General features: G+C 74.5%; 13 protein-coding genes. 11 read left to right on the forward strand and 2 right to left on the reverse strand.

All coding sequences use genetic code 11. From position 1 onward, the window contains the following. From GQS09_RS04475 to GQS09_RS04525, 11 genes are all read left to right on the forward strand, one after another. On the forward strand, positions 1–544 hold a 544-nt coding region (locus GQS09_RS04475; RefSeq protein ID WP_243761107.1), incomplete at its 5' end, for a DUF5941 domain-containing protein. Further along, the gene (locus tag GQS09_RS04480) at positions 541–1,293 is read left to right on the forward strand and encodes a sugar phosphate nucleotidyltransferase (protein ID WP_165984654.1); all 753 of its coding nucleotides are present in this window, start codon (positions 541–543) and stop codon (positions 1,291–1,293) included. The genes GQS09_RS04475 and GQS09_RS04480, both read left to right, overlap by 4 nt. Then, positions 1,281–2,348, forward strand: coding sequence for an iron-containing alcohol dehydrogenase family protein (locus tag GQS09_RS04485; RefSeq protein ID WP_165984655.1), 1,068 nt, complete (start codon positions 1,281–1,283; stop codon positions 2,346–2,348). The genes GQS09_RS04480 and GQS09_RS04485 overlap by 13 nt, the downstream gene beginning before the upstream one ends. Beyond that, positions 2,317–3,126, forward strand: a complete 810-nt coding sequence (locus GQS09_RS04490) for a CDP-alcohol phosphatidyltransferase family protein (protein WP_165984656.1) — start codon at positions 2,317–2,319, stop codon at positions 3,124–3,126. The genes GQS09_RS04485 and GQS09_RS04490 overlap by 32 nt, the downstream gene beginning before the upstream one ends. Positions 3,127–3,146: 20 nt before the next feature. Continuing rightward, positions 3,147–4,019 carry a glycosyltransferase family 2 protein gene (locus tag GQS09_RS04495; protein ID WP_165984697.1) on the forward strand — a complete coding sequence of 291 codons (873 nt, stop codon included), beginning with the start codon at positions 3,147–3,149 and terminating at the stop codon, positions 4,017–4,019. A 123-nt stretch (positions 4,020–4,142) separates the two neighbouring features. Further along, the gene (locus tag GQS09_RS04500; protein ID WP_165984657.1) at positions 4,143–5,087 is read left to right on the forward strand and encodes an ABC transporter permease; all 945 of its coding nucleotides are present in this window, start codon (positions 4,143–4,145) and stop codon (positions 5,085–5,087) included. Between the two features lie 130 nt (positions 5,088–5,217). Then, positions 5,218–5,967: an ABC transporter ATP-binding protein gene (locus tag GQS09_RS04505; protein WP_313895989.1), complete on the forward strand. Its 750-nt coding sequence runs from the start codon at positions 5,218–5,220 to the stop codon at positions 5,965–5,967. Positions 5,968–6,076: 109 nt separating this feature from the next. Beyond that, entirely contained in the window at positions 6,077–7,087 is a 1,011-nt protein-coding gene (gene hpnC / locus GQS09_RS04510) for a squalene synthase HpnC (RefSeq protein ID WP_165984659.1), read from the forward strand. A 10-nt stretch (positions 7,088–7,097) separates the two neighbouring features. Next, entirely contained in the window at positions 7,098–8,051 is a 954-nt protein-coding gene (hpnD, locus tag GQS09_RS04515) for a presqualene diphosphate synthase HpnD (protein WP_165984660.1), read from the forward strand. Further along, complete coding sequence (gene hpnE / locus GQS09_RS04520) at positions 8,048–9,562, forward strand: hydroxysqualene dehydroxylase HpnE (protein WP_165984661.1); 1,515 nt, start codon at positions 8,048–8,050, stop codon at positions 9,560–9,562. Before hpnD ends, hpnE begins: the two co-directional genes overlap by 4 nt. Beyond that, positions 9,559–10,620, forward strand: coding sequence for a polyprenyl synthetase family protein (locus GQS09_RS04525; RefSeq protein ID WP_165984662.1), 1,062 nt, complete (start codon positions 9,559–9,561; stop codon positions 10,618–10,620). Before hpnE ends, GQS09_RS04525 begins: the two co-directional genes overlap by 4 nt. 52 nt (positions 10,621–10,672) lie before the next feature. Here the strand turns inward: GQS09_RS04525 and GQS09_RS04530 are convergent, their stop codons facing one another. Together GQS09_RS04530 and GQS09_RS04535 are read right to left on the reverse strand one after the other, a co-directional pair. Next, entirely contained in the window at positions 10,673–12,328 is a 1,656-nt protein-coding gene (locus GQS09_RS04530) for a glycoside hydrolase family 13 protein (RefSeq protein ID WP_165984663.1), read from the reverse strand. 129 nt (positions 12,329–12,457) lie between these two features. Further along, positions 12,458–13,270: a tyrosine-protein phosphatase gene (locus GQS09_RS04535; protein ID WP_165984664.1), complete on the reverse strand. Its 813-nt coding sequence runs from the start codon at positions 13,268–13,270 to the stop codon at positions 12,458–12,460. Positions 13,271–13,334 lie beyond the last annotated feature (64 nt).

Below are 13,334 nucleotides of genomic sequence, written 5' to 3' on the forward strand. Positions count from 1 at the left end.
CGGGGCGGCCGGGCTGGTCACGGTGCTGCTGCTGCCGGCCACCGCCGGCACCTGGTGGATCGCCCTCGCCGCCGCCGGCTACGCGCTGTGCGCCGGGCGGGCCGTGGCCGCGCCGCTGACCGGCCCGCTGGACTGGCTGCTGCCGCCGCTGTTCCGCGCCGCCGAGTACGGCACCGTGCTGATCCTGGCCTCCGGGGCCGGGAACGGCCCCGTCACCGACATCTCGGTGAACGGAACCTTGCCCGCGGGTTTCGGACTGGTGGCCGCCTGCGCCTACCATCACTACGACACCGTGTACCGCCTGCGGAACGACGCGGCACCGCCCCCCACCCGGCTGGTCCGGGCCACCGGCGGACACGAGGGCCGCACCCTCGTGGTCGTGCTCGCCGCGCTCAGCGCGCCCGCAGCCGCGTTCACCGTCACCCTGGCGCTCCTGGCCGGAGCGCTGGGTGCCCTCACGCTCACCGAGAGCATCCGCTACTGGTGCTCCGACCGGGCCGCCGGGGCACGCGTTGCACACGACGAGTCAGGAGAACCCGCATGATCGGCCTGGTACTGGCGGCTGGCGCCGGACGGCGGCTGCGCCCCCACACCGACACCCTGCCCAAGGCGCTGGTGCCGGTCGGTCCCGAGCGGGACGGCGAGCCCGTCGCCGTGCTCGATCTCACCCTCGCCAACTTCGCCGAGGTCGGACTGACCGAGGCCGCCGTGGTGGTCGGCTACCGCAAGGAGGCCGTGCGGGAGCGCCAGGCCCTGCTGGAGCGGCGGCACGGGGTCAAGCTCACCCTGATCGAGAACGACAAGGCCGAGGAGTGGAACAACGCCTACTCCCTGTGGTGTGCCCGGGAGGTGCTGCGCGAGGGCGTGATCCTGGCCAACGGCGACACCGTGCACCCGGCCTCGGTGGAACGCGACCTGCTGGCCGCCCGCGGCGACGGCCGCCGCATCATCCTCGCGCTGGACACCGTCAAGAAGCTCGCCGACGAGGAGATGAAGGTCGTCACCGACCCGCAGCGCGGCGTGCGCCGCATCACCAAGCTGATGGACCCGGCCGAGGCCGGCGGCGAGTACATCGGCGTCACCCTGATCGAGCCCGAGGCCGCCGGGGACCTGGCCGACGCCCTGCGCACCACCTTCGAGCGCGACCCCGACCTGTACTACGAGGACGGCTACCAGGAGCTGGTGGACCGCGGCTTCCGCATCGACACCGCCCCGATCGGCGAGGTGCCGTGGGTCGAGATCGACAACCACGAGGATCTCGCCCGGGGACGGGAGATCGCGTGCCAGTACTGACCCGGCTGATCCCGTCCCCGGTCACGGTGGACATCCGCAGCGGCGCCCTGGACGGCCTGGCGGCGCTGCTGGCCGACCAGCGGATCGCCCCGACCGGCAAGTTCGCCGTGGCCGTGAGCGAGGGATCCGGGCGCGCGCTGCGGGACCGGCTCGCCCCCGACCTGCCCGGCGCCGACTGGTTCCAGGTCGGCGGCGGCACCCTGGACGACGCGGTGCGGCTGGCCAACCGGGTCCGGCGCGGCCACTACGACGCCCTGGTCGGCCTGGGCGGCGGCCGGATCATCGACTGCGCCAAGTTCGCCGCCGCCCGCGTCGGCCTGCCCATGGTGGCGGTCGCCACCAACCTCTCGCACGACGGCCTGTGCTCCCCGGTGGCCACCCTGGACAACGACGCCGGCCGCGGCTCCTACGGGGTCCCCACCCCGATCGCCGTGGTCATCGACCTGGACGTGATCCGGCACGCCCCCTCCCGCTACGTCCGTTCCGGCATCGGCGACACCATCTCCAACATCTCCGCCGTCGCCGACTGGGAGCTGTCCCACAAGGTCACCGGCGAGCCCATCGACGGCCTGGCCGCCGCCATGGCCCGCCAGGCCGGCGAGGCCGTGCTGCGCCACCCCGGCGAGGCCGGGGACGACGACTTCCTCACCGTGCTCGCCGAGGGCCTGGTGCTCACCGGCATCGCCATGTCCATCGCCGGCGACAGCCGGCCGGCGTCCGGCGCCTGCCACGAGATCAACCACGCGCTCGACCTGCTCTACCCGCGCCGCCGCGCCCCGCACGGCGAGCAGTGCGGCCTCGGCGCGGCCTTCGCCATGCATCTGCGCGGCTCCGCGCAGGCGCCGCTGATCGCAGCCACGCTGCGCCGCCACCGGCTGCCGGTGCTCCCCCGGGAGATGGGGTTCACCGAGGAGGAGTTCCTCCGGGCGGTGGAATTCGCCCCGGAGACCCGCCCCGGCCGCTACACCATCCTCGAACACCTGCACCTGACCCCCGAACAGATCAGGAACGCGTACGCAGACTATGTCGACACCGTCAAAACCATCGGTAGCTGAGCTCCGTCCCGTCGTCCACCCCGAGGGGATCAAGGACCGGCGGAGCGGCGAACACTGGGCCGGCCGGCTCTACATGCGGGAGGTGTCCCTGCGCTGGACCCGGCACCTGGTGAACGGGCCGCTCAGCCCCAACCAGCTCACCGGGCTGATGGTGCTGGCAGGGGTCGCGGCCGGCGCGGTGCTGCTGCTGCCCGGCGTGCCCGGTGCCCTGGCCGCCGCCCTGCTGATCCAGCTCTACCTGCTGCTGGACTGCGTGGACGGAGAGGTGGCCCGCTGGCGCGGGCAGACCTCCATCACCGGGGTCTACCTGGACCGGATCGGCCACTACCTGGCCGAGGCCGCGCTGCTGGCCGGGTTCGGCCTGCGCGCCGCGGACGTCTTCGGCCGGGACGGCGGCGGCAGCGGCCCCGACTGGCTGTGGGCCTTCCTGGGCACCGTGGCCGCACTGGGCGCCATCCTGATCAAGGCCGAGACCGACCTGGTGGACGTCGCCCGGCTGCGCGGCGGTCTGCCCGCGGTCAAGGAGGAGGCCGCCACCCCGCGCTCCTCCGGGCTGGCGCTGGCCCGCCGGGCCGCCTCCGCGCTGAAGTTCCACCGGCTGGTCGGCGGGGTCGAGGCGTCCCTGTTCATCCTGGCCGCGGCACTGCTGGACTGGCTGGTGGCGGAGCCCTCGGGGCTCTTCTTCACCCGGCTCGGGGTGGCGGTGCTGGCGGTGATCGCGGTGCTCCAGACGGTGCTGCACCTGGTGTCCATCCTGGCGTCCAGCAGGCTGAGGTGAGTGCGGTGGCCACGGCACAGCTGCGCGTCGGCGCGGTCGTCATCACCATGGGCACCCGGCCGCAGGAGCTCAACCGGCTGCTGGACTCGGTGGCCGCGCAGGAGGGCGAGCCGGTCCAGGTGGTGGTGGTCGGCAACGGCACCGCCCTGCCCGGCCTGCCCTCCTGGGTGCGCACCGTGGAACTGCCCGAGAACCTGGGCATCCCCGGTGGCCGGAACGTCGGCATCGAGGCGTTCGGCCCCGGCGGCGGCGAGGTGGACGTGCTGCTGTTCCTGGACGACGACGGCCGTCTGCCCGATCCCGCGACCGTGCAGCGGGTACGGCAGGCCTTCGAGGCGGACCCGCAGCTCGGCATCATCAGCTTCCGCATCGCCGACCCCGACACCGGGGCCACCGCCCGCCGCCATGTGCCGCGGCTGCGCGCCTCCGACCCGCTGCGCTCCTCCCGGGTGACCACCTTCCTGGGCGGTGCCAATGCCGTCCGGACCCAGGTGTTCCAGCAGGTCGGCCCGCTGCCGGACCGGTTCTTCTACGCCCATGAGGAGACCGACCTCGCCTGGCGGGCGCTGGACGCCGGCTGGGCCATCGACTACCGGGCCGATCTGGTGCTGCACCACCCGACCACCTCGCCCGCCCGGCACGCGGTCTATCACCGGATGGTGGCCAGAAACCGGGTCTGGCTGTCCCGCCGGAACCTGCCGCTGCCGCTGATCCCGGTCTATCTTCTGGTGTGGTTGGCCATCACGCTGGCCCGGCGGCCGTCCTGGCCTGCGCTGAAGGCCTGGCTGGGCGGCTTCGCGGAGGGCTGGCGCACTCCGTGCGGTCCCCGGCACCCGATGAGCTGGCGTACCGTGTGGCGACTGACCCGACTGGGACGACCCCCCGTGATCTGACAAGCTCGGGTCTGACACCATCCTGTGGCCGGAGCGCGACCGGGCACCCGGCCGGGGTCCCGGGCGTTTCCGGCTCGGCAGGTGTGCCCTGTGACGTGGCCTGAAGAGGACGAAAGTTTCAAGGTGAGCGAGACAACGCACCAGCGGACGACCGCCGGTTCTCCAGACTCCCGCCCCGACCGAGATCTCAGCCGCGCGGAGCTGGCGGCGCGCTACGGTCTCTCGGTCAGCGGCGCCCGGCCGTCGTTGGCCGACTACTTCCGGCAGCTCTGGGGGCGCAGGCATTTCATCCTGGCGTTCTCCCAGGCCAAGCTGTCCGCCCAGTACAGCCAGGCGAAGCTGGGGCAGCTCTGGCAGGTGTTCACCCCACTGCTGAACGCCTTCGTGTACTTCGTGATCTTCGGCCTGCTGCTCGGCGGCCGGGGCGGGATGGACATGCCGGAGTACATCCCGTTCCTGGTCATCGGCGTCTTCGTGTTCACCTTCACGCAGTCCTCGGTGCTCTCCGGGGTGAAGTCGATCTCCGGCAACATCGGCCTGGTCCGCGCGCTGCACTTCCCGCGCGCCTCGCTCCCGGTCGCGTTCTCGCTCCAGCAGCTCCAGCAGCTCCTCTACTCGATGGTGGTGATCGCCGCCGTCCTGGTGGGCTTCGGGCACTACCCCACCCTGACCTGGCTGCTGATCGTCCCGGCACTGGCTCTCCAGCTCGTCTTCAACGCCGGCCTGGCCCTGTTCTTCGCCCGCTGGGGCAGCGCCACCCCGGACCTGGCGCAGCTCATGCCGTTCGTGCTGCGGACCTGGATGTACGCCTCCGGCGTGATGTTCCCGCTGCACTACATGGTCACCCACCCGGACCGGGCGAACGCCCCGGAGTGGGTGGCCGATCTGCTGATGTGCAACCCCGCCTCCGTCTACATGGAGGTGATGCGGCAGGCGCTGATCAGCGGCCCCAGCCACCAGAGCCTGCCCGGCTACTTCTGGCTGCTCGCGGTCGGCTGGGCCCTGGCGATAGGCATCGGGGGCTTCGTGTACTTCTGGAAGGCGGAGGAGCGGTACGGCCGTGGCTGAACAGAACGACACCTCCGGGCGCACCGGCACCAGGACCGGAGCCGGGACCGGAGCCGGGACCGGTGCCGGGGCCGGCACCGGTCCGGCCGCCGCCGGCCGGACCGAGCCGGAACCGGCCGAGGAATCCCGGGTGCCGACCGTGATCGTCGACGACGTGCACGTGGTCTACCGGGTCTGGGGAGCCGGGCCCAAGGGCAACGCCGCCGCCGCGCTGCGCCGCATCGTGCGCCGGGAGCGCCGCCCCAAGGTCACCGAGGTGCACGCGGTGCGCGGCGTCAGCTTCACCGCCTACCGGGGCGAGGCCATCGGCCTGATCGGCTCCAACGGCTCCGGCAAGTCGACCCTGCTGCGCACCATCGCCGGGCTGCTGCCGCCCGAGCGCGGCAAGGTGTACACCAACGGCCAGCCCTCCCTGCTGGGCGTCAACGCCGCCCTGATGAACGACCTCACCGGCGAGCGGAACGTCATCCTCGGCGGCCTGGCCATGGGCATGACCCGGGAGCAGATAAGGGAACGCTATCCGCAGATCGTGGAGTTCTCCGGGATCAACGACAAGGGCGACTTCATCAACATGCCGATGCGGACCTACTCCTCGGGGATGTCCGCCCGGCTGCGGTTCTCCATCGCCGCCGCCAAGGACCACGACGTGCTGATGATCGACGAGGCGCTGGCCACCGGGGACAAGAAGTTCCAGCGCCGTTCCGAGGCCCGCATCCGTGCCCTGCGCGAGCAGGCCGGCACGGTTTTCCTGGTCAGCCACAACAACCGCTCGATCCGGCAGACCTGCGACCGGGTGCTGTGGCTGGAGAGCGGCGAGCTGGTCATGGACGGTCCCACGGAGCAGGTGCTCAAGGCGTACGAGGAGGAGACGGGCCGCTGACCGGTGCCCGCGGCTCCGCCCGCGGTGCGGTCCCGCTCCGCGGTGGGCGGGGCCGCACCGCGCGTGTCCGGAACCGGTTCCCGTCACCCGGCAAGGTAGAAATGAAGGTATGACCATCACCGCTGCGGGCGCAGCGCCATCAGCGGACCCGGGCACCGGACCGGGCGGGGAACCGGACGCCGCCCGCGCCACCCTGGACAAGGCGGCCCGGGAGAACTTCCCGGTCGCCCCCCGGTTTCTGCCCCGGGCCTGGCGCGACGACCTGATCGCCGTCTACGGCTTCGCCCGGCTGGTCGACGACATCGGCGACGGCGACCTGGCTCCCGGCGGCGCGGACGCCCGGCTGCTCGGCGCCCCCGAGCAGGCCGGCCCGCTCGCGCTGCTGGACGCCTTCGAGGCCGACCTGGAGCGGGTCTTCTCCGCCGCCGCCACCTCCGCCACCTCCGCCGCCACCGCCACCGCCGCCGGAGCCGGTGACCGCGGTGCGGCGGAGGGGCCGCGCCATCCGCTGCTGGCCGCGCTGGTGCCCACCGTGCGCCGGGCCGGCCTGACCCCGGCGCCCTTCCGCGCCCTGATCGAGGCCAACCGCCAGGACCAGCATGTCCACCGCTACCGGGACTTCGGCGAACTGCTGGGCTACTGCGAGCTGTCCGCCAACCCGGTCGGCCGCCTGGTGCTGGCCGTCACCGGCGCCACCAGCCCCGAGCGGGTCCGCCGCTCCGACGCCATCTGCACCGCACTCCAGGTGATCGAGCACCTCCAGGACACCGCCCAGGACCTCGCCCGCGGCCGGATCTACCTGCCCGCGTCCGACCTGGAGCGCTTCCGCGTCACCGAGGCCGACCTGGCCGCGCCCACCGCCAACGCCTCGGTACGGGCCCTGGCCGCCGTCCAGGCCGACCGGGCGCGTAGGCTGCTGGACGAGGGCGCGCCCCTGGTGGGCAGCGTGCACGGACGGCTCCGCCTGCTGCTGGCCGGCTTCGTCGGCGGCGGCCGGGCCGCGCTGCGGGCCATCCGGGCCGCCCGCTACGACGTGCTGGCCGGCACCCCCAGAGCCGGCCGGACCGGCGTGCTGACCGCCACCGCCGCGACCCTGCGGCACCACGCGACGAGAATGTGAGCTCCCGCCCGTGACCCAGAGCCCACGGCTGACTCCGGCCCTCGCCGCGGCCTACCGCTACTGCGACGCCGTCACCGCCGGCCAGGCGCGCAACTTCGCCTACGGCATCCGGCTGCTCCCCGCCGCCAAACGGCAGGCCATGTCCGCGCTGTACGCCTTCTCCCGGCGGATCGACGACATCGGCGACGGCACCCTGGAGCCGGCCGTGAAGGAGCTGCGGCTGAAGGAGGCGCGCGGGCTGCTGGACCGCATCCGGCAGGGCCAGATCGGCGAGGACGCCACCGACCCGGTGGCCGTCGCCCTGGGCCATGCCGCGCGCCGCTTCCCCATCCCCATGGGCGGCCTGGACGAACTCATCGACGGCGTGCTGATGGACGTGCGCGGCACCGCCTACGAGACGTGGGACGACCTGCGCGGCTACTGCCGCTGCGTGGCCGGCGCCATCGGGCGCCTCTCGCTCGGCGTGTTCGGCAGCCGGCCCGGCGCCCGGGACGCCGCCCGCGCCCCCGAGTACGCCGACACCCTGGGCCTGGCCCTCCAGCTCACCAACATCCTGCGCGACCTGCGCGAGGACGCCGCCAGCGGGCGCAGCTACCTGCCCGCCGAGGAACTGCGCGCGCACGGCTGCACCGAGGGCTTCCACCGCCCCGTGCCCCAGGCCGGCTCCGACTTCGAGGGACTGGTGCGCTTCCAGGTGCAGCGCGCCCGGCGGCTGTTCGCCGAGGGATTCCGGCTGCTGCCCCTGCTCGACCGCCGCTCCGGGGCCTGCGTGGCCGCCATGGCCGGGATCTACCACCGGCTGCTGGACCTGATCGACACCGACCCCCGGGCCGTGCTGCGCGGCCGGGTCTCGCTGCCCGCGGCGCAGAAGGCCATGGTCGCGGTGCGCGGCCTGACCGGCTGGGACGCCCTGTCCGCCGCCCGTGCCGCCGCCCGCGGCGCCGACGGCCGGAGCCCGGCATGACCGCCGGGCGGTCCGCGCTGGTGGTCGGGGGCGGACTGGCGGGGGTGAGCGCGGCACTGGCACTGGCCGACCGCGGCCACCGGGTCACCCTGATCGAGAGCCGCTCCCGGCTGGGCGGGCTGGCCTCCTCCTTCCGCCGGGACTCCGCCGCCGGCCGGCTCACCGTGGACAACGGCCAGCACGTCTATCTGCGCTGCTGCACCGCCTACCGGTGGTTCCTGGAGCGGATCGGCGCCGCCGCGCTCGCCCCGCTGCAGCGCCGCCTGGACGTGCCGGTGCTGGACGCCGCCCGCGGCCGGCTCGGCCGGCTGCACCGCACCGCGCTGCCCGCCCCGCTGCACCTGGCCGCCTCGCTGGCCGGCTACCCCCACCTCTCCGCCGGGGAACGGGCCCGGACCGTCCGTGCCGCCTTCGCCCTGCGCCGGCTCGACCCGCAGGACCCCGCCCTGGACGGCCAGTCCTTCGGCGACTGGCTGCACCGGCACGGCCAGACCGGGCGCTGCGTGGAAGCGCTGTGGGACCTGGTCGGCGTGGCCACCCTGAACGCCCGCGCGGGGGACGTCTCGCTGGCCCTGGCCGCCATGGTGTTCCGCACCGGCCTGCTCACCCGGAGCGCCGCCGCCGACATCGGGCTGCCCGCCGTGCCGCTCGGCGAACTGCACCACACCCGGGCCGGCGCCGCCCTGGACCGGTCCGGGGTACGGGTCCGGCTGCGCACCCGGGTCCGGGCGGTGCGGCCGGCGGCCGACGGCGGCTGGCGGGCCACGGTGCGGGACGCGGCCGGCCGGCCGGCCGAGCTGACCGCGGACACCGTCGTCCTGGCCGTGCCGCAGCGCGAGACGCACGGGCTGCTGCCGCCCGGCGCCCTGCCCGACCCCGGAGGGCTGCTCCGCATCGGCACCGCTCCGATCCTCAACGTCCACGTGATCTACGACCGGCCGGTGCTGCGGCGGCCCTTCCTCGCCGCGCTGGGCACCCCGGTGCAGTGGGTCTTCGACCGCACCGGCCCCTCGGGCCTGGCCGGGGGCGGACAGTATCTGGCGCTCTCCCAGTCGGCCGCGGGCGAGGAGATCGACCGGCCGGTGGCCGAGCTGCGCGCCCGCTATCTGCCGGAGCTGGAGCGGCTGCTGCCGCCCGCCCGGGAAGCCGCCGTGCGGGATTTCTTCGTCACCCGGGAACGCACCGCGACCTTCGCCCCCGAGCCCGGGGTGAACCGGCTGCGCCCCGGGCCGCGTACCCGGGCCGCGGGCCTCTACCTGGCCGGCGCGTGGACCGCCACCGGCTGGCCCGCGACCATGGAAAGCGCCGTCCGCAGCGGCCTGGCCGCGGCCGAGGCGGCCGACGCGGCGGACGCACCCGCGGTGTCCGGCCGCGCGAGCGGGGGCGCGCGCTTCCCGGCACCGGGGAAGGAAACCGGGGCATCCGGTGTTGCCGCTCCCGCGGCAGGCGGCGCAGCCGCGCAGGACCCGGCGGCGGATGCGCCGCCCGTACCGTACGAGGAGCACCCGTGACCGCGTCCGACACCACCGCTGAGGTACTGGCGCTGCTGGAGCGGGGCCGGGCGCTCACCACGCCCGCCCTGCGTGCCGCCGTGGACCGGCTGGCCGCGCCCATGAACACCGTCGCCGCCTACCACTTCGGCTGGATCGACGCCACTGGCCGCCCGGCCGACGGCGACGGCGGCAAGGCGGTCCGCCCGGCGCTGGCCATCCTGTCCGCCGAGGCCGCGGGCGCCCCGGCGGAGACCGGCGTGCCCGGCGCCGTCGCCGTGGAACTGGTGCACAACTTCTCGCTGCTGCACGACGACCTGATGGACGGCGACGAGCAGCGCCGCCACCGCGACACGGTCTGGAAGGTGCACGGCCCCGCCCAGGCCATCCTGGTCGGGGACGCGCTGTTCGCGCTCGCCCTGGACACCGTGCTGGACGGCTCCGCTCCCGGCAGCGCCATGGCCCGGGCCGCCCGCCGGCTGGCCAACGCCAGCCGCGCGCTGATCGACGGCCAGGCCCAGGACATCACCTTCGAGAACCGGGAACGGGTCACGGTCGCCGAATGCCTGGAGATGGAGGGCAACAAGACCGGCGCCCTGCTCGCCTGCTCGGCCTCCATCGGCGCGGTGCTGGGCGGCGCGGACGACCGCATGGCCGACGCCCTGGAGTCCTACGGCCACCACCTCGGCCTGGCCTTCCAGGCCGTGGACGACCTGCTCGGCATCTGGGGCGACCCGGCCAGCACCGGCAAGCAGACCTGGAGCGACCTGCGCCAGCGCAAGAAGTCCCTTCCGGTGGTCGCCGCCCTGTCGGCGCGCGGACCGGCCGCCGAGCGGCTGGCCGCGCTGCTCACCGCCGACGCCAAGAAGAGCACCGAGGAGTTCCAGGACTTCGACGAGGCCGAGTTCGCCGCCCGTGCCGCGCTGATCGAGGAGGCCGGCGGCCGCGGCTGGACCGCCGACGAGGCGCGGCGGCAACGGGACGCCGCCGTGACCGCCCTGGAAGGTGTGGACATCCCCGCCGACGTCCGCCGCCGGTTCACCGCCCTCGCCGACTTCATCGTCACCCGGCGCCACTAGCCCCGCCGCCGGCACCGGGGCCGTGGCGCCGGGGTGCCCCCGCCGGGGCGTCTCAGGGCGCGGTGAGCCAGGCGGTGGTGTCCGGGGGGAGGTGCCGGCCCGGGTCGAGCGGGCCGCTGGCCAGCAGGACCTCGCCGTGCCCGGGCAGCGGCTGCGGCCGGCCGGAGAGGTTCGCCGCGCAGCGGAAGCCGGGTTCCCGGGCGAAGGCCAGAACCCCGGGCGCGGACGGCAGCCACTCCAGCGGCTCCCCGTTCCCCGCGCCGAGCGCCGGGTGCCCGCGGCGCAGCCGCAGCGCCCGCCGGTACAGCTCCAGCATCGACGCCGGGTCGCCGGTCTGCGCCGCCACGGTGAGGTCCTTCCAGGCCGGCGGCTGCGGCAGCCACGGCGGGGCGGTGGCGTCGGCGGGGCTGAAGCCGAACGGCGGCTCCTGCCCGGACCACGGCATCGGCACCCGGCAGCCGTCGCGCCCCCGCACCGTGCGCCCGGAGCGCTCCCAGACCGGGTCCTGGAGCACCTCCTCGGGCAGGTCCTCCACCTCCGCCAGGCCCAGCTCCTCGCCCTGGTAGAGGTACGCCCCGCCGGGCAGCGCCAGCATCAGCAGCGCCGCAGCCCGTGCCCGCCGCAGCCCCAGCTCCAGGTCGAGCGGCGCGTCGGTGGGGGAGCGGGTGAGCACCCAGTCCTGCGTCTGCGGCCGGCCCAGGCGGCTGGCCGCGCGCAGCACGTCGTGGTTGGACAGCACCCAGGTGGCCGGCGCGCCCACCGCGTCCAGCTCGGCCAGGGTGCCGCTGATCACCTCGCGCAGCCGTCCCGGCTCCCAACGGCTCAGCATGAAGTCGAAGTTGAAGGCCGTGTGCAGGCCGCCCGGGGACACGTAGCGGGCCAGCCGGGCCGGTGAGCGCAGCGACGCCTCGGCGACGAACATCCGCTCGCCGGGGAACTCCCCGGCCAGCCGCCGCCAGTCCCGGTACACCTGCTGGACCTCCTCCCGGTCCCAGTGCGGGTGGCCCGGGTACGCCTTGGGTGCCACCTCGGGGGCCTCGGGGAAGTCCGGCAGCCGTGCGTCCTTGGCCAGGCCGTGTGCCACATCCACCCGGAAGCCGTCCACACCGCGCTCGAACCAGAACCGCAGCACCGACTCGAACTCCGCGGCCACCTCGGGGTGGTCCCAGTTCAGATCCGGCTGCCCCGGCGCGAACAGGTGCAGATACCACTCGCCCGGGCGGCCGTCCGCCTCGGTGATCCGCGTCCAGGCCGGGCCGCCGAACACCGACGCCCAGTTGTTGGGGGGCAGTTCCCCGTGCGGGCCGCGTCCGGGCCGGAAGTGGTAGCGGGCGCGTTCCGCGCTGCCCGGCCCGGCGGCCAGCGCGGCGCGGAACCACGCGTGCCGGTCGGAGGTGTGGTTGGGCACGATGTCCGGGATGATGCGCAGCCCCAGCCGGTGCGCCTCCTCGATCAGCTCCTCCGCCTCGCGCAGCGTGCCGTAGGCGGGGTCGATGTCCCGGTAGTCCGTGACGTCGTAGCCGTGGTCGGCCATGGGGGAGGGGTACCAGGGGGTGATCCACAGCGCGTCCGCGCCCAGCTCCTGCAGATACGGCAGCCGGCCGCGGATGCCCGCGATGTCCCCGATGCCGTCGCCGTTCCCGTCGGCGAAGCTGCGTATGTAGATCTGGTAGATGACGGCGCTGCGCCACCACGGTGCGGTGGACATGGGTGTGTGCGGCTCCTGGTTGCGGTCGGGCCGGCGGCCGCCCGCGGCGGCGCCCCGTCCGCGCGGCTCCGGCCCGGGACGGAAGAAGGCGAGGCGGGGAAAGGAGAGGAGAGGGGAGGAGGGCGCGGGTCAGGGGGCGGAGTCGAGCAGGGAGACGCGCAGGCGGTCGCGGTCCGCGGCGGTCAGGCCCAGGCCTCGCGTCAGATAGTTCTCGGTGCCGCTCCATTCGCGCTCGATCTGGTCGAACGCCGCCTCCAGATAGCCGGCCCGGGCGTCGAACAGCGGCGCGAGCAGCTCCGTGATCTCCGCCGTCACAGCCGGGTCCTCGGTCCGCTCCGAGGCGGCCCGCCTGAACCGGTAGCGCCGCTGGGCGTCGTTGGAGATGAGGTAGTCGGCGACGATGGCGTCCCGCTCCACGCCCACCGCCAGCAGCACCACCGCCACCGTCAGCCCGGCCCGGTCCTTGCCGGCGGCGCAGTGCAGCAGCGCGGGTGTGGCGCCGTCCGCCAGGCTGCGCAGCACCTGCCGGTACTCGGCCGTCCGCTCGCTGATCATCATCCGGTAGGAGGCCGCCATCCGGGCAGCCGCCTGCCCGTCGCCGAGCGAGGAGCGCAGCTGTGCCAGATCGCCGTGCCGCACCATGCGCCAGAACGCGGCGCCGTCCGCCGGATCGGTCAGGGGCAGATTGACGTTCCGCACCCCGGGCAGCTCCACATCCAGGCCGTCCACGGCCCGGTCCGCGGAATTGCGGAAGTCGAACACGGTGTGCAGCCCGAGCTCCGCCAGGAACCGCTGGTCCTCCTCGGTGGCATGGGCCAGGTGACCGCTGCGGAACAGCCGCCCGGTGCGGGTCCGGCGCCCGTCCGCGGTCGGCAGTCCGCCCAGATCGCGGAAATTGCGCACACCGGTGAGTATCGGTTCGGCGGACTGCTGCTGCGTCACTGGACCTCCGGACGACACTGCCGCCGGCATCCGCGCCGACGGGCGGGAGGGCCACCTTACGTCA

The organism is Streptomyces sp. YIM 98790 (assembly GCF_011421595.1).
Taxonomy (GTDB): Bacteria; Actinomycetota; Actinomycetes; order Streptomycetales; family Streptomycetaceae; genus Streptomyces.